The organism is Metapseudomonas boanensis (assembly GCF_042232855.1).
GTDB classification, from domain to species: Bacteria; Pseudomonadota; Gammaproteobacteria; order Pseudomonadales; family Pseudomonadaceae; genus Metapseudomonas; species Metapseudomonas boanensis.
The window spans coordinates 4,999,636-5,020,038 of sequence record NZ_CP113889.1 but is presented as its reverse complement, the minus strand read 5'-3'; the positions used below and the strand labels follow the sequence as shown (position 1 = coordinate 5,020,038).

At 62.5% G+C, this 20,403-nt stretch carries 22 protein-coding genes; 8 read left to right on the top strand and 14 right to left on the bottom strand.

All coding sequences use genetic code 11. The annotated features are described in order from the left end of the window. Window positions 1-29: 29 nt before the first annotated feature. From OXH74_RS23450 to OXH74_RS23440, 3 genes are all read left to right on the top strand, one after another. On the top strand, window positions 30-827 hold the full coding sequence (locus OXH74_RS23450; protein WP_375739092.1) for a PP2C family protein-serine/threonine phosphatase: 798 nt from the start codon (window positions 30-32) through the stop codon (window positions 825-827). 15 nt (window positions 828-842) lie between these two features. Beyond that, window positions 843-2,363 carry a serine/threonine-protein kinase gene (locus OXH74_RS23445; RefSeq protein ID WP_375739091.1) on the top strand — a complete coding sequence of 507 codons (1,521 nt, stop codon included), beginning with the start codon at window positions 843-845 and terminating at the stop codon, window positions 2,361-2,363. A 67-nt stretch (window positions 2,364-2,430) separates the two neighbouring features. Next, on the top strand, window positions 2,431-3,282 hold the full coding sequence (locus tag OXH74_RS23440; protein ID WP_375739090.1) for an FHA domain-containing protein: 852 nt from the start codon (window positions 2,431-2,433) through the stop codon (window positions 3,280-3,282). A gap of 49 nt (window positions 3,283-3,331) precedes the next feature. Here the strand turns inward: OXH74_RS23440 and OXH74_RS23435 are convergent, their stop codons facing one another. Next, the gene (locus OXH74_RS23435; RefSeq protein ID WP_375739089.1) at window positions 3,332-3,922 is read right to left on the bottom strand and encodes an NAD(P)H-dependent oxidoreductase; all 591 of its coding nucleotides are present in this window, start codon (window positions 3,920-3,922) and stop codon (window positions 3,332-3,334) included. Between the two features lie 160 nt (window positions 3,923-4,082). Between OXH74_RS23435 and OXH74_RS23430 the strand changes: the two genes are divergently transcribed. Further along, on the top strand, window positions 4,083-4,397 hold the full coding sequence (locus tag OXH74_RS23430; protein ID WP_375739088.1) for a putative quinol monooxygenase: 315 nt from the start codon (window positions 4,083-4,085) through the stop codon (window positions 4,395-4,397). A gap of 55 nt (window positions 4,398-4,452) precedes the next feature. Here OXH74_RS23430 and OXH74_RS23425 read toward each other — a convergent pair whose 3' ends face one another. Next, a complete protein-coding gene (locus OXH74_RS23425) occupies window positions 4,453-5,217 on the bottom strand; it encodes an alpha/beta hydrolase (RefSeq protein ID WP_375739087.1) in 765 nt (254 codons plus the stop codon). Window positions 5,218-5,405: 188 nt separating this feature from the next. Between OXH74_RS23425 and OXH74_RS23420 the strand changes: the two genes are divergently transcribed. Continuing rightward, a complete protein-coding gene (locus OXH74_RS23420) occupies window positions 5,406-5,732 on the top strand; it encodes a carboxymuconolactone decarboxylase family protein (RefSeq protein ID WP_375739086.1) in 327 nt (108 codons plus the stop codon). A 49-nt stretch (window positions 5,733-5,781) separates the two neighbouring features. Here the strand turns inward: OXH74_RS23420 and OXH74_RS23415 are convergent, their stop codons facing one another. The 4 genes from OXH74_RS23415 to OXH74_RS23400 all read right to left on the bottom strand — a co-directional run bounded on the left by OXH74_RS23415 (window position 5,782) and on the right by OXH74_RS23400 (window position 10,703). Then, window positions 5,782-6,540 carry an SDR family NAD(P)-dependent oxidoreductase gene (locus tag OXH74_RS23415; protein ID WP_215374839.1) on the bottom strand — a complete coding sequence of 253 codons (759 nt, stop codon included), beginning with the start codon at window positions 6,538-6,540 and terminating at the stop codon, window positions 5,782-5,784. A 215-nt stretch (window positions 6,541-6,755) separates the two neighbouring features. Continuing rightward, window positions 6,756-8,621: an ABCB family ABC transporter ATP-binding protein/permease gene (locus tag OXH74_RS23410; RefSeq protein ID WP_375739085.1), complete on the bottom strand. Its 1,866-nt coding sequence runs from the start codon at window positions 8,619-8,621 to the stop codon at window positions 6,756-6,758. Window positions 8,622-8,712: 91 nt separating this feature from the next. Further along, entirely contained in the window at window positions 8,713-9,627 is a 915-nt protein-coding gene (locus OXH74_RS23405; protein ID WP_375739084.1) for a YeeE/YedE thiosulfate transporter family protein, read from the bottom strand. A 158-nt stretch (window positions 9,628-9,785) separates the two neighbouring features. Continuing rightward, complete coding sequence (locus OXH74_RS23400) at window positions 9,786-10,703, bottom strand: LysR family transcriptional regulator (RefSeq protein WP_375739083.1); 918 nt, start codon at window positions 10,701-10,703, stop codon at window positions 9,786-9,788. A gap of 116 nt (window positions 10,704-10,819) precedes the next feature. On the opposite strand from OXH74_RS23400, the gene OXH74_RS23395 reads away from it, so the two are divergent. Beyond that, window positions 10,820-11,260, top strand: coding sequence for a carboxymuconolactone decarboxylase family protein (locus OXH74_RS23395; RefSeq protein ID WP_375739082.1), 441 nt, complete (start codon window positions 10,820-10,822; stop codon window positions 11,258-11,260). A 5-nt stretch (window positions 11,261-11,265) separates the two neighbouring features. Beyond that, window positions 11,266-11,676: a cupin domain-containing protein gene (locus OXH74_RS23390; RefSeq protein WP_375739081.1), complete on the top strand. Its 411-nt coding sequence runs from the start codon at window positions 11,266-11,268 to the stop codon at window positions 11,674-11,676. A 92-nt stretch (window positions 11,677-11,768) separates the two neighbouring features. Here OXH74_RS23390 and OXH74_RS23385 read toward each other — a convergent pair whose 3' ends face one another. From OXH74_RS23385 to OXH74_RS23370, 4 genes are all read right to left on the bottom strand, one after another. Next, window positions 11,769-14,051, bottom strand: a complete 2,283-nt coding sequence (locus OXH74_RS23385; protein ID WP_375739080.1) for a heavy metal translocating P-type ATPase — start codon at window positions 14,049-14,051, stop codon at window positions 11,769-11,771. A gap of 147 nt (window positions 14,052-14,198) precedes the next feature. Then, complete coding sequence (locus tag OXH74_RS23380) at window positions 14,199-14,705, bottom strand: hypothetical protein (protein WP_375739079.1); 507 nt, start codon at window positions 14,703-14,705, stop codon at window positions 14,199-14,201. A 62-nt stretch (window positions 14,706-14,767) separates the two neighbouring features. Next, entirely contained in the window at window positions 14,768-15,568 is an 801-nt protein-coding gene (locus OXH74_RS23375) for an alpha/beta fold hydrolase (RefSeq protein WP_375739078.1), read from the bottom strand. 87 nt (window positions 15,569-15,655) lie between these two features. After that, window positions 15,656-15,997, bottom strand: coding sequence for a hypothetical protein (locus OXH74_RS23370; protein WP_375739077.1), 342 nt, complete (start codon window positions 15,995-15,997; stop codon window positions 15,656-15,658). Window positions 15,998-16,301: 304 nt separating this feature from the next. Here OXH74_RS23370 and OXH74_RS23365 point away from each other — a divergent pair, with 304 nt between their 5' ends. Beyond that, window positions 16,302-16,856: a magnesium transporter gene (locus OXH74_RS23365; protein ID WP_375739076.1), complete on the top strand. Its 555-nt coding sequence runs from the start codon at window positions 16,302-16,304 to the stop codon at window positions 16,854-16,856. Window positions 16,857-16,887: 31 nt separating this feature from the next. On the opposite strand, the gene OXH74_RS23360 is transcribed toward OXH74_RS23365, so the two are convergent. From OXH74_RS23360 to ctaD, 4 genes are read right to left on the bottom strand one after another with little or no spacing between them, the layout of a single operon-like run. Continuing rightward, window positions 16,888-17,205, bottom strand: a complete 318-nt coding sequence (locus OXH74_RS23360) for a cytochrome C oxidase subunit IV family protein (RefSeq protein ID WP_215374869.1) — start codon at window positions 17,203-17,205, stop codon at window positions 16,888-16,890. Window positions 17,206-17,226: 21 nt separating this feature from the next. After that, on the bottom strand, window positions 17,227-17,931 hold the full coding sequence (locus OXH74_RS23355; RefSeq protein WP_375739075.1) for a heme-copper oxidase subunit III family protein: 705 nt from the start codon (window positions 17,929-17,931) through the stop codon (window positions 17,227-17,229). Between the two features lie 3 nt (window positions 17,932-17,934). Next, entirely contained in the window at window positions 17,935-18,621 is a 687-nt protein-coding gene (locus OXH74_RS23350) for a cytochrome c oxidase subunit 3 (RefSeq protein WP_375739074.1), read from the bottom strand. Further along, window positions 18,618-20,393 carry a cytochrome c oxidase subunit I gene (gene ctaD, locus OXH74_RS23345; protein WP_375739073.1) on the bottom strand — a complete coding sequence of 592 codons (1,776 nt, stop codon included), beginning with the start codon at window positions 20,391-20,393 and terminating at the stop codon, window positions 18,618-18,620. The genes OXH74_RS23350 and ctaD overlap by 4 nt, the downstream gene beginning before the upstream one ends. Window positions 20,394-20,403 lie beyond the last annotated feature (10 nt).

Here is a 20,403-nt window from a genome sequence, read left to right as displayed (position 1 = left end):
AACCGACCCTTCCATCAGCAGAGAACCGCATGCCACCGACGCACACTGAGGATTTCCTGGTCTACGCGGCGCAATCCGTGCCAGGCCGGGTCCGTGAGCACAACGAGGACGCTGTGCTCTGCGCGCCTGGGCTCGGCCTGTGGGCCATAGCCGATGGCATGGGCGGTCACCAGCGTGGCGAGGTCGCCAGCGCCCTGGCAATCGAAACCTTGCAGCAGGCGACAGCTCAGGGCAGCGAGCTGGAAGTGGCGGTGCAGGCGGCCCATCAGGCAATCCTTGATAGCGCAGCAGCGGGTCAGGATGGTCGCAGAGGGATGGGGTCCACCCTGGTGGCGGTGAAGTTCGCAGGGGCGGCGTTCGAACTCGCCTGGGTCGGCGACAGCCGCGCCTATCGGGTCGGCGCCGACAGCATCAGTCCGCTGACGCGCGACCACAGCTGGGTGCAAGCCATGGTCGATGCCGGGCAGATGACCCGCGAAGAGGCACGCAGCCACCCCCGGCGGAATGTCATCACCCAGTGCCTCGGCCAGGAACAACAAGCCCTGGAGGTAGGGCTGCTGCGTTCGACCCTGGCGCCGGGCGAATTGCTCCTCTTGTGCAGCGACGGGCTGACGGGCGAACTGGACGACGGGGTGATCCAGCAGCTCTGCGCCAGCGCCGTAACCCTCGATGAACTGGTTGTGCAATTGGTCGAGCAGGCTTGCCAGGCCGGCGGCAGGGACAACATCTCCTGCATTGTGCTGGGCTTGGCATTGCCTCGGGTGACAGCCGTCGCGAGCCCGCCGCGTAGCTTTCTCAGCAAGCTCCTAAAACCCCTCAGACACTGAATTCCCTGGTTCCCTATGAACGATGATCTGCTTGATATACCCGGCTACACCGTGCACGGCCTGTTGGGCAAGGGCGGCATGGCCGAGGTCTACCTGGCGACGCAGGAGTCCTTGAATCGCAAGGTGGCGATCAAGGTCCTGCAGGAAATGAATGACGAGGCGTTCAGCAAGCGCTTCGTCAAGGAAGGGCGCCTCGTCGCCTCGCTGCATCACCCCTCGATCGTCACTATCCACGATATCGGCCGTCTGGACGATGGACGCTACTACCTGGCCATGGAGTACCTCTCCGGGGGCGACTTGGGCCAGTACAAGGGCCAGCGGCTGGAGCCGCAGCGTGCCCTGACCATCGTCGGGCAGATCGCCAGTGCGCTGGCCGTGGTCCACGACAAGGGGCTGGTACACCGGGACATCAAGCCGGCCAACATCCTCTTTTGTGACGACGGCACGGCCGTGCTCACCGATTTCGGCGTCGCCAAAGAGCTGGAACTGGACAGCGAACTGACCCAGTTCAACGTCGCCGTCGGCAGCCCGGCCTACAGCAGCCCGGAGCAAGCGCAGTGCTTGCCGTTGGATGCGCGCAGCGACATCTACAGCCTGGGCGTCATCCTTCTGGAACTGCTCGGTGGGACGAACCCCTTCCGTGGCGAAAGCTACACCCAGACGCTGATGAACCATGTGCAACTGGAGCCGCCAGCCCTGCCGGAGCACCTCAGCCAATACCAGCACCTGCTGGACCGCATGCTGGCCAAGGACCCGGACGAGCGCTTCGCCGATTGCGGAGTACTGCTGGCGAGCCTGGCTGAGCTGAGCGACACGGAACTGGACCATACGCGCATCACCCCGGCGCTGCCGTTGCAGCGGCCCGCCGGATGGCGCGTCTACAAGGGCGTGCTGTGGGGCCTGCTCGGCGTGCTGCTGGTGACGCTCTCCGCTGGAGGGGGCTATTACGTCGTCCTGCAGATGAAGATCGCCGACTTCCTCGAACTCGGCGAGCTGCGCCTGGCCGAAGGCCGGCTGGTGGAACCGGCCCAGGACAACGCCGACTACTTCTTCCGCCAGGCGCTGAAGCTCGACCAAGACAACGCAGAGGCCGAGTCCGGCCTGCAGCGCGTGCTCGCCGCGCGCATCACCAATAGCCTGGCACTGGCCGCGCAGCGCTTCACCGAAGGTCACTTGCTGCAGCCCGAGCAGGACAGCGCGGTTTTCCATTACTACCAAGTGCTGGAATGGGCACCGGGCAACGAGCAAGCGTTGGCCGGCCTGCAGCAGGTGGTGCAGCGCTTCATCGACCTCAGTGAAGGTGCCTACCGCCAGCGCGAATTCACCTTGGCCCTGGAGTACATCAAAGGCGGCCTGGTCGTGCAGCCCGACAACGAGACCCTGCTGAAGCTCCAGGCCACCCACGAGCAGCGGGTGCGCAAGGCGCAGGTTGCCCGTCGTGCCGTGGCGAAGCGTGCGACCGCTGCCCCCGCGCGTCAGGAGGAAAAGCAGGAGAACCCGATCAGGCGGATGTGGAACAACCTTTTCGGAAACTGAAGTCAGATTGCCAATGGGACAGGCGGCCGCTGGCCAGGCCTGGCGCAACCTTTCCAAGGACACCTACATGCTCAGGATTCATTTTGCCGACAACCGCCACTCGCCCATCTGGCTGGCGGACGAGCGCTTCACCATTGGCCAGGACAGCCGCAACAGCCTGGTGCTGACAGAAGCTGACGTCAGTCCCTTCCATGCGGAAATCCGTCAGGATCATGGCCAGTACTACCTGAGCGATTGTGGGTCACCGGGCGGCACCTACGTCAACGGCGAGCGTGTCGGGGCGCGCTTCCAGTTGCGCTCGGACGACCGGGTGCGCATCGGCGGCCTGGAACTGCTGCTGGTCGACCCGGCGAAGGTCAGGCCCAAGACCGAGGCGGTTGCACGCTGGTTCCTGCAGGTGATCAAAGGGGAGCACGAAGGGCAGAAGTACCACGTCACCGGTTCGATGACCTTCGGCCGTTCGGTGAAATGCGAACTGGTCTTCAGCGACCTGGAATTGTCGCGGCGCCATTGCGAGTTCTTCCTCAAGGACGATGTGCTCGAGGTCAAGGACCTGGCCTCCGCCAATGGCGTCTTCGTCAACCAGCAGAAGGTCAGCACCGCCGTGCTGCAGCCCGGTGACCAGGTGCGCATGGGGTCGGTGACGCTGCTGGTGATCGGCCCCAGGGTGGCGGCACCCCAGGCGGTGGATGAAGACGCCACCGTCTTCATGCGCGCCGTTGACTTGCCTGCGTCGAAACCGGTCGTGTCCAGGCCTGCTAATCAGGCTTCGATGGCCAACCCACTGAGGGCTGTTGCATCGCAGAATCACGCGACGCCGGCTGCCGAGGCGAGGCAATCACCCAGCAGGCTGTTGCTGGGTGTGTTGGCTCTGGTGGTTGCCGTAGCTGGCGCGGTGGCGGCGAAAACCATGCTCTGATGCCCTGAAGCAGGGCCTGGCACGATGCTTGGGTAGCCCCGGCAAGGCGTCAGGCTGAAACCTTGAACACCTCCGCCAGGTGCTGCTCGTAGCGGGTGACGTCCGCTGCGATGGCTGGGCGCTTCATCACGTCCACGCTGAGGAAGGTCGGCAGGGCGCTCATGCCGAGGAACTGGTTGGCCTTGTGGAAGGGGAAGTACACCGCATCCACCCCTTTTCCCTCGAAGAAGTCGGTCGGATCGTCGAAGGCTTGCTGCGGCGCGTTCCAGGTGGCTGAAATCATGTATTGCTTGCCGTGCAACAGGCCGCCGCTGCCGTACTTCTGCGATGCATCCGAGCGAGTGCGGCCGTCGTTGGCGTAGAGGCTGCCGTGGCCAGCGGTGAAGACTTCGTCCAGGTATTGCTTCACCGTCCAGGGTGCGCCCATCCACCAGCCCGGCATCTGGTAGATCACCGCATCGGCCCAGCGGATCTTCTGGACTTCTTCGGCGATGTCATAGCCAGCGTCGACCTGGGTTTCCTTTACGTCGAAACCTGCTCGGTCGAGGAAGGCAAGAGCCGCTTCGTGCAGGGTGGCGTTATAGCGACCATCGGAGTGGGCGAATTGTTTGCCGCCGTTGATCAGCAGAACCTTTTTCATGGCGAATGCCTCAGCAATTTGGGATGGCGGCAGACTACCGGGCGAGTCGTCACGGAAACACCGGCGGTGGTGCAAATGATATTTGCCTGGAAATCATGAATGGTTGCCGAGCCTTGCGATAACGTGGTCAATCTCAAAGCCACCATCAGGACTCCGCATCATGAGTACGCCATATGGATTCATCCTCCATGCCCCCATCAAGCCGGAAAAAGCCGATGAGTTCGAGGCACTGTTCCGCGCCTATGTCGAGCCTAGCCGGGCGGAGGAGGGCTGCATCGAGTACCACATGCTGCGTGATGTGCATGACCCAACGCTGTTCATCTTCTATGAGGTCTGGCAGTCCCGGGCACATCTGGAAGCCCACTCCGCGCTGCCACATATGCGCCGTTTCCATGAAAACCGCATGGACTACCTGCGGCAGGATTTCGAGATTCGCGAGGTCGAGATGCTGAGCCGGTCATCCGCCACGGCTTGAGGCAATTCAGTAGCGTGGACCATACGCGCCACGCCGGGGCTGCGAGAGTTGCGCGCTATGGCGTTGATCTCAGCAGCCTGAGGTACTCCGGACTGTCGGAGACGGTGTTGTGGCCCTTGCCGCGAATCACCGCCATCGTGGCCACGCCTGGGCTGAACTGGCGGAGGAGCTTTTCCGTGCTCCAGCGCGGGATCACCTCGTCGTGCTCCGCCATGATCACTTGCGTGGGAACATTGATCCCCGGCGCGTAGCGCCACGACTCGAACTTGTCCCGCAGCAACCAGCGTACCGGGAAGATGGCGAACTGTTCCTGCGCCAACTCCTCGATGCTGTTGTACGGCGTTACCAGCACCAGACGCGATGCTGGGCGTTGGCTGGCCAGGCGAATCGCGACACCGCTGCCCAGGCTGCGGCCCACCAGCAGCACCTCGGGATGAAGGGCCTGGACCCGGTCGAACAATGCGAGGGCGTCCTGCTGGATCGCCTCCTCTGAGGGCGAGCCGGAACTGCCACCGAATCCCCGGTAGTGCATCAAGTAGAGGGCGTGGTCCGGAAAGGCCTCGGCGAACGAGGACAGGTTCCAGGACACGTCCTCGGCGTTGCCTCCGAAGTAGATCAGCGCCTTGGGCCCCTCATGCAGTCGGGTCGATACCACGATCTCCACGTCCACTAACGGCATCTTGAGAACCGTGTCAGGTCCTCCAGCAAGGCGGGGCTGCGGGAAGTAGATCAGCGCGCGCTGAAACACGAACAGTGCCACGCACAGTCCTAGATAGACGACCGCGATCAAAAGGGCGATGGAGGCCAGGGTGCGAGTCATGTCAGTTCAGCGGTTGCTTCATGGGGGGATTTCCGCAGGCGGGGCGTGGCAGTTGGCATGCCGACCGTCCACATGGGGGATGGGGCCGGCAATCAGCTCCTCGGGCGTGGCCGCATCAAACACCTTAGACCCAGGATTTCCTAAGCTGAAAGTGCACGCTTGCCTAATTCCGACCTGAGGTGACCCGCATGGAAAGGAAAAAAGGACTCGAGACCTACCGGCGTTTCAAAAGCCAGTTCCCCGACTATTTCAAGGCCGTGGAAGCGCTGGGCGCCACTATTCACCGCGCCGGGCCGCTGGATGAGCGGACCATCCAGCTCACCCAGCTTGCAGCTGCGGCGGCCATCCGCTCCGAAGGCGCCGTTCACAGCCACGCCCGCCGTGCCCTCGAGGCCGGGGCGAGCCTGGAGGACATCCGTCATGCTTTGCTCGTCCTCACCAGCACCATCGGTTTTCCGACCGTGATTGCAGCGATGAGCTGGGTCGAGGATGTGGTGGGGCAGAAACAGGAGTAGGCCGGTTGGGTGAAACATCCAACCGGCCAGCCATCAAGGAAGGTTTCGCCTAGATACCAGCCGACAGCCCGAGGTCTATCGCCATGTCCGCCCCGGTAATTGCCCGGGCTCCCGGCTGGCAGAGGAAGAACACCAACTCGGCCACTTCCTCAGGCTGCACGAAGCGGGCGGCGGCGCCTTGCGGAAACTTGGCCAGCAACTCGTTGTAGTAAGCCTTCGGGTCGCCATTGCCATACTGCTCGGCCTGGAACCGCAGCATGGGCGTGGCAATGTCGCCCGGGGAAACCGCATTGCAGCGCACACCCGCGGGCGCGAGGTCCAGCGCCAGCGTCTTGCTCAGTAGTGTCAGGCCACCCTTGCTGGCGCAATAGGCGGCGGCATTACGGTTGCCTTGGCGACCTGCATCGCTGGAGATGTTGACGATGGCACCCTGGGTGACCTTCAGGTGCGGGACGGCAGCGGAGCACATGAAAAAGGCGGCCTTGAGGTTGACCGCCATCACCAGGTCGAAATCCTCCTCGCTGAATTCTTCCACCGGGCCCTCGCGCCAGACGCCTGCGGCGTTGACCAAGGCATCCAGGCGGCCGGTTTCGGCGAGTACGCGGGCCACGACATCGGAGCAGGCCTGGGCGCTGCGAATATCCGCGTGGACGTTACTGGCCAGCGGCAGTTCATGGCCGAGTTGCGCCAGACCCTCGGCGTTCTGGTCGGTCACTGTCACCCGCCATTTACCCTGGTGGAATCGTCGAGCCAGCGCGCTGCCCACACCACCGGCCGCGCCGGTAATCAGTACCACGGGTTGAGTCATGGAGCATTCCTCAGAGCATTGAGAGAAAAACAGCCAGGCCGGACAAGGCTTGGCGCAGATCGGAGCGGTGTCACACACACCAGGAATGCGTGTGGGCGAAGCGCATTTTGAACGCAATGTTCGATTTATTGTGCATCCTGCGTCTGAGAACCTGCCTTGTCAATTGATGGTTTCGTCGATGGCAGGCATGACGACGGTCGGAGAATTGCTGCCCTTCAGTCCAGCGGGACGCGCGGAGGGGATTGGGCCCCCTCGGGCTCCTGCTGCTGCAGTGTCCACATTTGCGCGTAGCTACCGCCGGCCTCCAGCAGTTCGCGGTGGGTACCGCTTTCGATGATGCGCCCGGCGTCGAGCACGATGATCCTGTCGGCGTCCATCACGGTGGAGAGCCGGTGTGCAATCACCAGGGTGGTGCGGCCGACCTGGATGCGATCGAGCGCGTCCTGGATGGCCTTCTCTGACTTGGAGTCCAGTGCGGAAGTGGCCTCGTCGAAGATGAGGATGGCGGGGTTCTTCAACAAGGCGCGGGCGATGGCCACGCGCTGCTTTTCGCCTCCGGACAGCTTGAGCCCGCGTTCGCCCACCTGGGTCGCATAGCCATCCGGCAGGCGCTGGATGAACTCGTGGATGTGGGCAGCGCGGGCTGCGGCCTCCACCTCTTCGCGGCTGGCCCCGGGACGACCGTAGCTGATGTTGTAGTAGATGCTGTCGTTGAACAGCACAGTGTCTTGCGGAACGATGCCAATGGCGCTGCGCAACGAGGCCTGGGTTAGCTCGCGCAGGTCCCGGCCGTCGATGCGAATGTGCCCGGCATTCACGTCATAGAAGCGATACAGCAAGCGGGCAAGGGTGGACTTGCCGGACCCCGAGTGGCCGACCACGGCCACGGTACCGCCGGGAGGGATCTCGAAGTCGACGCCGTGAAGGATTTCCCTGCGCGGGTCGTAGCCGAAGTGAACGTTCTCGAAACAGACCCGCGGGCGCGTCGGCACCAGCGGTTTGGCATTCGGGGCATCCTGTACGTCCTGACGTTCATCCAGCAGGCCGAACAGCCGCTCCATGTTGGTCAGTGCCTGCTTCACCTCGCGGTACATCATGCCGAGCATGAACAGCGGCGCGGAGAGTTGCAGCAGATAGGCGTTGACCAGAACCAGGTCGCCAATGGTCAGTTCGCCGCTGGCCACGCCAGCAGCGGCGCGCCACATCATGGCGGTCACGCCGATCGACACCACTGTGGCCTGGCCGAGGTTGAGCAGGGCCAGGGACTTGGTGGCATTGACCTTGGCGTTCTCCAGGTGGCGCAGGTTTTCGTCGTAGCGCGCGGCCTCGTGGGCCTCGTTGTTGAAGTACTTGACCGTTTCGTAGTTCAGCAGCGAATCCACGGCGCGCTCGTTGGCGCGGGTGTCTGCTTCCACGGCAGCGCGGTAGTAACGCGTCCGCCATTCGGTGACGGCGAAGGTCCAGGTGCCATAGGCCAGCAGGGTGCCGAGCGTGATGAAGGCGAAGCCCCAGTCGTAGGCCCAGACCAGCACGGTGGTGACCAGCAGAACTTCCAGCAGGGTCGGGACTATGGTGTAGAGCGTCCAGTCCAGCAGGTCGGAAATGGCGCCACCGCCTCGCTCCACGTCGCGGGCCACGCCGCCTGTGCGCCGGCCGAGGTGGAACTTCAGGCTCAGGCCATGCAGGTGGCGGAACACTTCCAGGGTGATTTGCCGCGAAGCCCGTGCCATGACGCGGGCAAAGACCACCTGGCGCAGCTCGGTGAAGAGGGTGACACCGATCCGTGATGCGCCATAGGCCAGTAGCAGGCCCACCGGCAGCAACAGCAGGTTGGGTTCGACATTCAGCCCATCGACGATCTGCTTGAGGGCCACCGGCACATATAGGTTGGCCAGCTTGGCACAAAGGATGAGGCCGAGGGCCAGCAGGATGCGCCCGACGTAAGGTCGCAAGTAGGGCAGCAACGTGGCGATCACCGCGCTATCGCTGCGCGAACCTGCCCTGCGAGCCACCGGAGCTGCGCCGTCGGCATCTTGTGTGTCATCCGGCTGCGTCACCGGTTTGTCGCTCTGGGCTGTCATTGCGCCAACCTGCCTTTTTCCTGAGGGATTGAGCGACCTTTACCCAGTCGCGCGGGCGGACATGAAGTGTCCGGCAAGACTCGCATATCCGTTAGCGATGGAATCGAATGGCCAGTGCGACCACCGCACACATGGTCACAATCGCGAGCCAGGCATTTGGCCACAACAGCGGCAGACCGAACAGGACCAGGCTGTCGTTGCCGCCGGGCACCAGTACCGCGCCTACCCCCATCAGCAGACCGCCGCACAGGCAGCGCATCACCAGGCCAAGGCTGGGACGCTGATGCTGCCAGCGCCCGGCGCTCCACCCGCCATACAAGGCCCCGGCGAACAGCGCCGGGAGCAGCAGGCCGCGAAGCCCAAGCACCATGAAATGGCCCGTCGCCAGTTCCGCCAGGATGTCGGTATAGGCCCAGGCGCCTACGCAGACGAACAACAACAGGAAAGTCATGCCGATTACCAGCGTGGCGAGGTGCGCAGACCCGGCGCGCTGGTCCTGACTCCCCCAGTTGCTGAGCTGGCGCCATAGCAGCCAGGCGATACGAGCCGCCATCACTGCTGCGATCAGCGCTGCGGGAGCATCCAGCAGCCAGGTCGGCAGCTGCACCGGCATGTCCGGTGCAGCTCCCATCCAGCGGGCAATGATCGCAAAGCCCAGCAGGAAGCCGATTGGCGTTGCCAGCCAGGCCCATTGCCCGGAGCCGATCCGCGCTACGACACCAAACGCGCAGCCGCCATTGACGAAGGCCCCAAGGCCCAGCAGCGCCCCGCCCACTGCCGCGTGCCAATGCAAAGGACGGCCCATGGGCACCTGCGGCAAGAGGTCGAATGCGCGCAGCAGCACAAACCCGCCCACCACCCACAGCGAGGTTTCCAGCAGGGCGCTCGCTCGGCTCCAGCTGTGTTTCTGGATCAACTCCTCCATTGCCGCCACCATGCAGGTGCTACCGCGCTGGATGGCGAAGCCCATCAGCAATGCCAATGCGATGCTGGCTGCGAGGATCACGTTATTGCGACTCCAAGGTTGGCGAACCCCTTCGAAAGCTTAGCGGTCGTTCGCGTCTCGTCTTCCCTCTCCCGAAACGAGAAAGGGGCTCGACACCAGCCGCAGGATGGGGCGGCGCTCCGCTGAGCGCAGCCATACCCACCGAATAGCCAACGCAACTACTGGCTACGCCACAACGGATCATCGCCCATCACAGCAATGGCCCAGTCGATGAAGGCTCGCACCCGCGCCGAGAGGTGGCGGGAGTAGGGGTAGACCAGGCTCATTGGCATGCTCGCAGGACCCCAATCCGGCAGCACTTCTTCGAGCTTGCCGGCTTCGATCGAGAGACGCGCCTCGGCCATCGGCACGGCGACGATGCCAAGGCCAGCCTCGGCTGCGGCGATGTACGCGCCGCCGCTGTTGAAGCGCATGGCGGGGGGCTGGTCGATGATGAAGCGCTCAGCGCCGCGGGATAGCTCCGGATGCATCTGGCGTCCACTGGCGGGAAACACGAAGGCTAGGAAACGATGCTGGGCGAGGTCTTCCGGACTGTGCAGCGGTGTCGCTCCGGCGAGATAGGTGGGGGAGGCGCAGAGGCAGAAGCGCATCTGGCCGATCGGCCGGCAGACCAGGTCTGGGTCGGTGATGACGCCGCCCCGAATTGCACAGTCCACGCCTTCCTGCACCAGGTCGACGATGCGCTCGCTGCAGTTGATGTCGAGCTGGATTTGCGGGTGTCGGGCGACGAAGTCGGGCAGGGCAGGGATCAGCAGGAAGCGTCCAACGGGCGAGGGCATCTCCACTTTTACCCGGCCGCGCGCCACGCTGTGGCTCTGTGACATGGTCGCTTCCAGCTCATCGATGTCATCAAGCAGGATACGGGCGCGCTCGTAGTAGGCGCTGCCGTCGGTGGTGGGGGTCACGCGGCGGGTCGTGCGGTGCAGCAGCTTGATGCCAAGTTGCGTTTCCAGCGCCTGGACCTGGCCGGAGACGGTGGTCTTCGCCATTGCCAGGGCATTGGCGGCGCGGGTGAAGCTGCCCAGTTCGACGATACGGCAGAAGGCACGCATCGCTTCGAGTCGGTCGAAAGCCATGATTGTCCGGTACTTCGTACAATGTTTGCTGGTTTGGCTAATTTATCCTTATCGGTTCGCTCAATACAGTGTCTCCAACCCCGACATGTCGTCGGCACCCTGCCTGGAGACACAGCATGAACACCTCTCGCATCAACTACCGTGAAGTCGCCCCACACACCTTCAAGGCCATGCTCGGCCTGGAGAAAGCCCTTGGCGAAAGTCTGCTGGAGCCCTTGCTGCATGAGCTGGTGAAGATCCGCGCCTCGCAGCTCAATGGCTGCGCCTACTGTGTCGACCTGCACAGCAGCGAATCGCTGAAATCCGGTGATTCCGTGCGCCGGCTGCTGGCCCTCACCACTTGGCAGGAAACCCCCTTCTTCAGTGAGCGCGAGCGTGCTGCATTACTGTGGACCGAAACCCTCACCCTGGTGTCGGAGCGGCATGCGCCCGAGGCGATTTATCGACAGGTTGCCGAGCATTTCAGCGACCGCGAAATGGCCGAGCTGACCTTTGCCATCGCCACTATCAACGCCTGGAATCGTCTTGGTGTTGGATTCGCCCTGCAGCCGGAGTAACCGCCATGCACAAGTCGATTGCAGCAGTGACCCTATCATTGGCGACCTTCGTGAGTGGGTCGGTACTGGCCCACGGCGGTGCGGGCGACGAGGCGGTCACGCCGGTGGCCGAGGCCCGACTGCCGCAGCAGGCCGGGTCCCACGCCAAGGCCCTGCGCGTGGACTTCGCCCCGGGCGCCACTTCCCGCCCCCACACCCACCCCGGCGCCGTGTTCGTGGTGGTGGTCAGCGGCGAAGTGGAGTCTGCCCTGGACGGTGAGGCGCCGAAGCGTTTCAAAGCGGGCGATGCCTGGTACGAGGCGCCGGAGCAATTGCACCGTGTCACGCGCAATGCCAGCACCACGCAACCGGCCTCGTTGGTGGCCTGGCTGCTGTCCGATGGCAAGACGCCGTTGGTAAAGCCGATTGCGCAGTGACGGGTTGGGTTGCAGTGCAAGGGTGGATGTCGCTTTTCACATCCACCTGCGCAACTCAACCGACTCTGCAGAGGGCTTCGTACGCTCAAGCATTAGCGGCTATCCAGATTGCGGTAGAGCTCATCTTCCTGGTCGAAGTGCAGGTGCAACAGCGTGTCCAGCCTGATCAGGGTCACTTGAATTTCCTCCTGCGAGATGGCGGTACGGTCGACGGAAAAATCCTTGTGCATCCGCCCAAGCAGCTTCACCAGACGGAAAATCTCCCGATGGGTGTGGCTCAGTGCCGCCAGCGGGTCCTCACCTTTCAGGTGCGTGATCAGTGAAGGGTAGAGCTCAGCTTCGTCGTTTTGCTCATGGGGCACCAGCTTTTGCTCGAGGAGCGCGACCAGGCCGCCCAGCTCATCACGAGCCTGCTCTGCCGGGTACCGCGCAAAACTGGTAGCCATCAGGCTGACCTTCTCCAGCACAGATGCCAGGTCGTCATGCTCGGCGCCCAGTTGATCGACCCGCTCGCCCTGCATCGTCCCTGATCTTGAGCCGAATCCCGCGCCCAGGGCTCGTAGTGCATTGAAGATCACGGCAACGTCGATGACCTCCTGGAGGATCGCGCCTGATATCGGCGGCAGATAACCCAGTGCCGCAACCAGCATGGCCAGCAGTGAGAGGCCCATCCCGACCAGCACACCCTGCTTGGCGATCGCGCGGGATCGCTTGGCGATATCCAGGGCCTCCGCCACTCGATCAAGGCGATCGACGAGCAGGACAACGCCAGCCGCTTCCGAAGGGGCCGTTGCGCCGCTGGCGCCCAGTGCAATGCCGACGTGAGCGGCAGCCAGGGCGGGGGCGTCGTTGATTCCGTCGCCGACCATCAGCGTCTTGCCTTCGGCGCACGCACGCTGGACGGCCGCGACCTTCTCCTCTGGTCGCAGTCCGGCCCGAACTTCATCGACGCCCGCAGCCAGGCCGATCATCTGCGCAGTCTCCAACCGGTCCCCGGTCAGCATCACCACCTTGCGAATGCCCGCCTGCTTAAGGCGACGCAACGCCTGCGGCGACTCGACACGCAACCTGTCGGCGAACAGCACCGCGCCCACGAGCGTGCCCTGTACCGAGATGAAGCTACCGCCGCAGGCCTGATAATCCATCCGCCTGAGCACCGATGCGGCCCAGGCACCGTCGCGCTGGGCAGGAGCCGTGAATTCCAGGGTACCGATCATGACCTCACGGCCTTCCACCTGCCCCCGCAGACCGGCGCCCGGGCTTTCCTCCACTTGCGTCGGAGTAGCCAGGGACGCGTTGTCGCGGCGGGCAGCGGTGGCGATCGCCGCTGAAATAGGGTGGGGTGAAGCCTGCGCTAGAGAGCCGGCCAGAAACAGCAGTTGTTCCGGGGGCAACTCGCCACAATGCTCGATGCTCTGGACCGTGGCGTGGCCTGTGGTGAGCGTGCCCGTTTTATCCAGAAACAGCAGCTCGGCTCCGGCCAGGGCCTCGAGGGTCGCGCCATCCTTGACCAGAATCCCTCGATGCGCGCAGCGGGAGATGCCGGACATGATTGCGATGGGCACGGCCAGGATCAGCGGGCAGGGTGTGGCCACCACCACCACGGCTAGCGCCCTGATGGGGTCGTTGCTGACCAGCCATGCAAGGCCGGCGATGAGCAGCGTCAGCGGGATCAGGGTCAGTGCGTATTGATCGGCCAGGCGAACGAACGGCGCCCTGGACTGCCGGGCAGCTTCCGCCATCCGGACAATCCCCGCGTAGGTGCTTTGCTCTGCCGTTTGGCTGACATCGAGCTCGAAAGGGCTGCCGGCATTGACGCCGCCGCTATGCAACGCCGCGCCGGCCAGTCGCGTGACGGGAATGGGTTCCCCGGTCAGGGCCGACTCATCCAGGGTAGCGCTCGGACTCATCAGTGTTCCATCGACCGGAACGACCTCGCCCATTCGCACCAGGATGTGATTGCCCGGCCGTACCTGGTCGATGGGTGTCTGGACCAGATCGCCGTTTTCCAGTCGCCACGCGAATCTGGGCGCCCGGTCGATCAGACGCTGCAGCTCTCGCTCTGCGCGCTGGGACGTGAAGTATTCGAGAGTCCGCCCCGAGGCCAACATGACAGCGACTACCGACGCCACCAGCGCCTGCCCCAGCCAAAGGGCTCCAGCGATCGATATCAGCGCAATGAGGTCAACACCTACCTCCCGACGCAGCAGGCGTACGACGATTTCGACCGCCAGCACTGCGGCGATCACCAAGGCACTGCCTGACCAGAGATAGTCCGGGAGCGAGGCATGGCCCAGCCAGCGCGACCCCAGCCCTGCAAGGAGAGCGATGATCGTGAAGCCAAGCAGGGCAGGGTCGAGCCATCCCTTGGGCATTACGCGTTCCCCATCTGGGTCGGATCGAACGTGTAGCTGATCCATCAAGGCAGCTGTTGTCATTCGAGGATAGTCACCGCCGAGAAGTGCTGACCTACAGGATTGCTGCCAAAGCTTCATGCGTTGCGATATGCAATGGGCATAGGGTCAGCGTTGGCCCTGTTCACCCCCCGGGCCTTTGCGTCTGGGGCCGTACCTGCTGATATCCCTGAGGTAGTTGCGGGCCACGCCGAAGTAGTACCTCTTCCAGTAGGGGCGCAGTTGCTGCCTGAGACGCCAGGTGCCGTAAACCGCTGATGAAAGGAATGCGAGAAGCCACATCCACGTATGACTGGATAACCAGACGGAGAGGGCAATCATCGCTGCTACGATCCACTGGTCGCGCAGCGTCAGCCACTCGCCAGCGATCCCGCGTGTCCTCATGAAGCGAAGCAACCACCTGTAAACGGCCAGGAACGATCCGCCAAGTAAAACGAAAATCGAACCCCAGATAATGCTGCCTGGCTGGGGGCTCAGAAAGAAAGCGATCCCGAAGCAGAGCAGGACTATGCCCGCTGTAAATGCTCCATAAAGCCCATCCCATTTGCGGTCGATGTCCCGAGCCAATTGCCTTTTGATTTCCGTTTTGTGGATTTCGCGATATCGAGGGTTCATCTAGTTGTCTTCCTTGATAGCGATGCTCCTGGTCGCAGGCCTCGAAACGATTGGGTGATGCTTCAGACCCGCTCAAGAAAACCCATGATCTCGGCATTGACGACATCAGGGTGGGTGACTGGGCCCATGTGGCCGAGTCCTTCTAATTCAACGAGCTCGACTCGGGGCAGCGTTGCGGTCAGCAGTCTTGCGACTCCGAGCGATGACTGCGGCGAGCGTTTGCCGACCATGAACAGCACCGGGACGTCCAGTGAGCGAAAGGCTTGCAGTGGCGTCGGCTCGTTGAGCAACGCATGGGCCCACCCCCGCACATTGGTCACGGCCTTGGCGATCGGGGTCTTGCGCTCCTCAGGCGTGCGCTGCCAGGCGCCGGGTTCCATCCAATAGTCGATGAAGCGTTCAGCCGCCGCATCCGGGTCATTGCAGTCGAGGGCCCGTCCGGCAGCTGCTACCGTATGGCGGATTCCGTCCGCCTCGTTGGGTGGGGGCGTTTCTGCGTCGAGCAGTGCGAACAGCGTGGGTTCATAAAGGACCATGGCGCGCACCCTGGCGGGATTCTGCAAGGCCGCGATCAGCGCAACGGCAGCGCCGTAAGAGTGACCGACCAGTACCAAAGGAACGCCCGCCATGGCCACCAGGACAGGCTCGGCGAGTGCCGCCTCGTCGCGCAGGGTTACCACGCGGTCCGAGGGCCAGGCAGGTCCCCTGCCTGCGCCGAATGAGTCCGGTGCAAAAACATGGAACTTCGACGCCAGAGAGTCCGCGAGCCCCCGCCATTGCGCTGAGCTGCTCGCATTGGCATGGAAACACACGACGCCGGGCCCATTGCCGGATTCCCGATAGAACGGGATAGATGACTCCACTCCAGCCTCCACCTCCGAAGTTCCAAGCCCGTCGCTGAACAACGACCGCCTTCGACCCACCGGCTCTTGTAGCAGCGTAGACGCGGGTTACCCCAGTTGGTCGATCATTACCGAGTTGGTGTAGATCAGGCTGCCATCGCTCGCTCGATGCCCGACCAGGTGGAATTGACCACGTTCGTTGCCGGCGCTCAGGTAGACACGAAACTGGCAATCGGACAAGGGGCCGCATTCTTCAGGAGTGATCAACTCCATGGTGCTCATGTCGACATCGATCATCGCCTCTGGCTCATGGGTTTCCTGCAGGCGCTCTTCGGCCTTCTCCAGACGCAGATGGTCGGCCTCGTTGACTCGGAAATGGATGTCGCCCATGGGCGTGGACTTCTGGGCACCGCTGGTTTTGCACCAGCCTTTGATAGTCAAGGTGTTCATGGCGGAACCTCCAGACGAAGCTGCTCGGATACTGTCGCGCCTCCTACGCAATTTTAGACAATACGCGAGCGTCTTCCGTGCCTGTTGGCGTGCAAGTGGTCGAAGTCCGATGGAGTGTCTTGATGGGCTCGAAAGTGCAACCTGTCGGGGCTGAATTGGTGCCAGGGGGTGGGTGCTATACTCCGTTCAAGTGCAATAAACGTGCAATGTGGCTGTTGTTGCGGGAAAAAATAATGATCGAGAACAACAAGCAGCGAAATTGGAGGGGAAGCAGCACCACAAAAAAAGCAGCAGGAGGTGGACGATGAATCGGCATTATTACATCAGCAATGATCTTGATGAGTTGGAATGCGTTGAGAGTGAATTGGAAGCCCGTGGTATCGATACCGAACAGATTCATGTACTCAGCGACAAGGATGCCGAGGTCGAGAAACATCATCTTCACGACGTCAATTCGTTCATGAAGCAGGACGTCGTCCATTCGGGCGAGATCGGCGCCCTCATTGGCGTGCCATTGGCAATAGCGATTCTTGGCGGTGCCTACCTGGCAGGGTGGACCGAGTCAGCGGCAGGTTGGATGCCCTTCATCTTCCTGGCCATTATCGTGCTGGGGTTCAGCATCTGGGAGGGTGGATTCTTTGGAATCCAGGTACCCAATGCTCACTTCCGCAACCTCAAGGAAAAGCTCCACGAAGGCGAGCATGTGCTCTTTGTCGATGTCGAGCCTGGCCAGGAAACGGAACTGGATCGAGTCATCAACCATCACCCCAACCTGAGACTTGCAGGTACCGGCGTAGCGGCTCCCCACTGGATAGTGGCCTGGTTGCATAGCTGGCATCAGTTCAAGCGCACGATCTAGTGCATTTACCTGTTCAGTGGCTGTCGAGCGGCTATTGCCCGAGGAAGAGTGCCCGGGTGAAGAGTACGTAGTCCGCCTCGGCAGCCATTAGCCCGACCAATACCAACAGGCACAATGGCGGCACGAGAATGGCGTACACCAGCGCCAATCGCTCCCATGCCATGTGCATGAAGATCGAGACGATCAACCCCGCTTTCAACAGCATAAGCACGATGATCAGCGACCACCTGAGATAGCCCTGGAAGTGGTAGTAGTCGACCAGGTACGACAGGGTGCTGAGCACGAACAACAGCCCCCAGATCTTCAGGTACAAGCCGATGGGATGTTGCTGACCTTGTGCGTGCGCCATAGCCGGTGCTCCTCTTGAGCCTCACCACAAGTAGAAGAAGGCGAAGATGAAAACCCACACCAGATCCACGAAGTGCCAGTAAAGCCCAGCGATCTCGACGATCTGGTAGTTTCCCTTCCTCTCGTAATCACCCCGCAGCACCTTCAGCGCCACGGTGCAGAGATAGATGACGCCGACTGAGACGTGCAGACCGTGGAAGCCAGTGATCATGAAGAAGGTGGCACCGAACTGCGGAGCGCCCATGGGATTGCCCCAGGGGCGCACCCCTTCGGCGATCAGTTTGCTCCATTCGAATGCCTGCATGCTGACGAAGGTCGCGCCGAAGGCGGCAGTGGTCAGCATGAGCGCGGCGCTTTTCACGCGATCACGGCGGTAGGCGAAGTTGACGGCCATGGCCATGGTGCCGCTGCTGCTGATCAGGACAAAGGTCATGATGGCGATCAGGATCAGCGGGATATCGTTGCCCGCGATGTTCAGGGCGAACACTTCGCTGGGGTTGGGCCAGGGCTCGGTGGCGGCAATGCGCACCGACATGTAGCCGGTCAGGAAGCAGGTGAAGATGAAGGTGTCGCTGAGCAGGAAGATCCACATCATTGCCTTGCCCCAAGGCACCTGCTTGAAGGCATCCCGGTCCGAGGACCAGTCATTGGCAATGCCCGGCCATCCCGGCAGTTGATTGTCAGAAGCGGCTGGCGCCGGTTCTCGGGGCGCGGGAGACGGTTCCATGGTTCACCTCAACCCGCAGAATGCCGCGATGGCTTGATAGGTTTCGGGCGTGCTGGTCAGCAGGGCGAAGAGAACGATCCAGAGGGCAAGCAGGTAGTGCCAGTAGGTCGCGCACAGCTCTACGCCTGAGCCGAGCTTCTCCAGCGGGGTGCGGCGCAGGAGCCTGATGACCGTCCAGCCCCAGGCGACCAGGCCGCCCAGCAGGTGAAGCCCGTGCAACCCGGTCAGCAGGTAGAAGAAGCTGTTGGCCGGATTGCTGGAAACCGGGTAGCCCCAGGCGATGAATTGCTGCCAGACCCAGAGTTGGCCCGCCAGGAAGGCCATGGCGAAGACGCCGGCAAATGCGAAACCGAGCAGAGTGCTGCCGGTATCGTTTCGCCGGGCAGCCACTCGCGCCCATTGCAGGCTGATGCTGCCGCAGGCGAGCAGTAGCGTATTCAGCCAGAGCATCCATGGATGGGCGAGGGGCGCCAATGGGGCCGTCAGGGGCTGCCAGTCCGACACCTGGGAGCGCGCGATGAAAGCGATCAGGAAGAGGAAGAACAGCGAGGTCACCACGGCCAGGAACACGCGCAGACCCACCTTGGCGGTTTTTCTGCGATCGAAAGGCGGGGTTTCGATTCCCGCAGGGTCGCTGCTCCAGCCCCCGGAGCCAGTGCCATCGGCGCTTTTCAGCAGCTGCCTGTTCATGGCTTGTCGCCCTCTGCGTCGGCCGTGGTGGAGCGCTTCTGCATGGCTTCCAGTTCTTCGGCCGAGACCGTTTGCGGGACGAAGTCCTGTTCGATTCCCGGCACGCTGTAGTCATAAGCCCAGCGGTGCACCACCGGCAACCTGGCGCCCCAGTTGCCGTGTACCGGCGGAGTATTCGGCGTTTGCCATTCCAGGCTGGTGGCGTGCCAGGGGTTGCCACCTGCGGGCTTACCCTTGAACGTGCTCCAGAAGAGGTTGAAGAGGAACAGCAGCTGGGAGACCCCGACCAGCAGGGCGGCGACAGTGATGAATGCATTTAGATCCTGGGCCGACTGCGGGATGAACTCATAGTCCGGATAGGCGTAATAGCGGCGCGGCATGCCCAGGAAACCCAGGTAGTGCATCGGGAAGTAGATGGCATAGGTGCCGAGGAAGGTTATCCAGAAATGCAGCTTGCCCAGAGTGTCGTTCATCAGCCGCCCGGTGATTTTCGGGAACCAGTGATAGATCGAGCCGAACACCACCAGGATCGGCGCCACGCCCATGACCATATGGAAGTGCGCGACGACGAAGTAGGTATCGGAAAGCGGGATGTCGACGATCACGTTACCGAGGAACAGCCCCGTCAGGCCGCCGACCAGGAAGGTGACGATGAAGGCCAGGGCAAAGAGCATCGGAACCGTCAGGTGGATATCGCCGTGCCACAAGGTCAGGGTCCAGTTGTAGACCTTCAGCGCGGTCGGCACCGCGATGATCAGGGTAGTGACGGCAAAGAAGAAACCGAAGTAGGGGTTCATCCCGCTGACGTACATATGGTGTGCCCAGACCACGAAGCTCAGCACGCCGATGGCGACGATAGCCCAGACCATCATGCGGTAGCCGAAGATGTTCTTGCGCGCGTGGGTGCTGATCAGGTCCGAGACCAGTCCGAAGGCGGGCAGGGCGACGATGTAGACCTCCGGGTGGCCGAAGAACCAGAACAGGTGCTGGAACAGGATCGGGCTGCCACCCTGATGCTCGAGCGCCTGCCCCATGGAGATGATCGCCGGCATGAAGAAACTGGTGCCCAGCAGCTTGTCGAACAGCATCATGACGGCACTGACGAACAGGGCAGGGAAGGCCAGCAGCGCCAGAATCGAGGCCATGAAGATGCCCCATACGGACAGCGGCATGCGGAACAGCGTCATACCGTGGGTGCGCGCCTGGAGCACCGTGGTCACGTAGTTCAGGCCGCCCATGGTGGCGGCGACGATGAAGATCGCCAGCGACACCAGCATCAGCACGATGCCCCATTCGGTCCCCGGTGTGCCCGGGGTGATGGCCTGGGGCGGGTAGAGCGTCCAGCCGGCACCGGAGGGGCCGCCTGGCACGAAGAAGCTCGCCAGCAGGACCAGCACCGATAGCAGGTAGAACCAGTAGCTCAACATGTTGACGTAGGGAAAGACCATGTCCCGGGCGCCAACCATCAGCGGAATCAGGTAGTTGCCGAAGCCGCCCAGGAACAGGGCCGTCAACAGGTAGATGACCATGATCATCCCGTGCATGGTCATGGCCTGGTAGTAAGCGCTGGCGTCCATGAATTCCAGGCTGCCAGGGAAGCCGATCTGCATGCGCATAAGGCCCGACAACACAAGGGCGACAAGGCCCACGGCGATGGCCGTCAAGGCATATTGAATGGCGATGACCTTGTGATCCTGGCTCCAGATATAGCGGGTCAGGAAGCTCTTGGGTTCGTGCAGTACATCTGCTTCAGCCTGTTCCACATACGCCATGAGGACATCC

What these genes read in the sequence shown, in the direction of transcription:
- OXH74_RS23450 (WP_375739092.1), top strand. Translation starts at nt 30, where the DNA reads ATGCCACCGACGCACACTGAGGATTTCCTGGTCTACGCGGCGCAATCC.
- OXH74_RS23445 (WP_375739091.1), top strand. Translation starts at nt 843, where the DNA reads ATGAACGATGATCTGCTTGATATACCCGGCTACACCGTGCACGGCCTG.
- OXH74_RS23440 (WP_375739090.1), top strand. Translation starts at nt 2,431, where the DNA reads ATGCTCAGGATTCATTTTGCCGACAACCGCCACTCGCCCATCTGGCTG.
- OXH74_RS23435 (WP_375739089.1), bottom strand. Translation starts at nt 3,922, where the DNA reads ATGAAAAAGGTTCTGCTGATCAACGGCGGCAAACAATTCGCCCACTCC.
- OXH74_RS23430 (WP_375739088.1), top strand. Translation starts at nt 4,083, where the DNA reads ATGAGTACGCCATATGGATTCATCCTCCATGCCCCCATCAAGCCGGAA.
- OXH74_RS23425 (WP_375739087.1), bottom strand. Translation starts at nt 5,217, where the DNA reads ATGACTCGCACCCTGGCCTCCATCGCCCTTTTGATCGCGGTCGTCTAT.
- OXH74_RS23420 (WP_375739086.1), top strand. Translation starts at nt 5,406, where the DNA reads ATGGAAAGGAAAAAAGGACTCGAGACCTACCGGCGTTTCAAAAGCCAG.
- OXH74_RS23415 (WP_215374839.1), bottom strand. Translation starts at nt 6,540, where the DNA reads ATGACTCAACCCGTGGTACTGATTACCGGCGCGGCCGGTGGTGTGGGC.
- OXH74_RS23410 (WP_375739085.1), bottom strand. Translation starts at nt 8,621, where the DNA reads ATGACAGCCCAGAGCGACAAACCGGTGACGCAGCCGGATGACACACAA.
- OXH74_RS23400 (WP_375739083.1), bottom strand. Translation starts at nt 10,703, where the DNA reads ATGGCTTTCGACCGACTCGAAGCGATGCGTGCCTTCTGCCGTATCGTC.
- OXH74_RS23395 (WP_375739082.1), top strand. Translation starts at nt 10,820, where the DNA reads ATGAACACCTCTCGCATCAACTACCGTGAAGTCGCCCCACACACCTTC.
- OXH74_RS23390 (WP_375739081.1), top strand. Translation starts at nt 11,266, where the DNA reads ATGCACAAGTCGATTGCAGCAGTGACCCTATCATTGGCGACCTTCGTG.
- OXH74_RS23385 (WP_375739080.1), bottom strand. Translation starts at nt 14,051, where the DNA reads ATGCCCAAGGGATGGCTCGACCCTGCCCTGCTTGGCTTCACGATCATC.
- OXH74_RS23380 (WP_375739079.1), bottom strand. Translation starts at nt 14,705, where the DNA reads ATGAACCCTCGATATCGCGAAATCCACAAAACGGAAATCAAAAGGCAA.
- OXH74_RS23370 (WP_375739077.1), bottom strand. Translation starts at nt 15,997, where the DNA reads ATGAACACCTTGACTATCAAAGGCTGGTGCAAAACCAGCGGTGCCCAG.
- OXH74_RS23365 (WP_375739076.1), top strand. Translation starts at nt 16,302, where the DNA reads ATGAATCGGCATTATTACATCAGCAATGATCTTGATGAGTTGGAATGC.
- OXH74_RS23360 (WP_215374869.1), bottom strand. Translation starts at nt 17,205, where the DNA reads ATGGCGCACGCACAAGGTCAGCAACATCCCATCGGCTTGTACCTGAAG.
- OXH74_RS23355 (WP_375739075.1), bottom strand. Translation starts at nt 17,931, where the DNA reads ATGGAACCGTCTCCCGCGCCCCGAGAACCGGCGCCAGCCGCTTCTGAC.
- OXH74_RS23350 (WP_375739074.1), bottom strand. Translation starts at nt 18,621, where the DNA reads ATGAACAGGCAGCTGCTGAAAAGCGCCGATGGCACTGGCTCCGGGGGC.
- ctaD (WP_375739073.1), bottom strand. Translation starts at nt 20,393, where the DNA reads ATGGCGTATGTGGAACAGGCTGAAGCAGATGTACTGCACGAACCCAAG.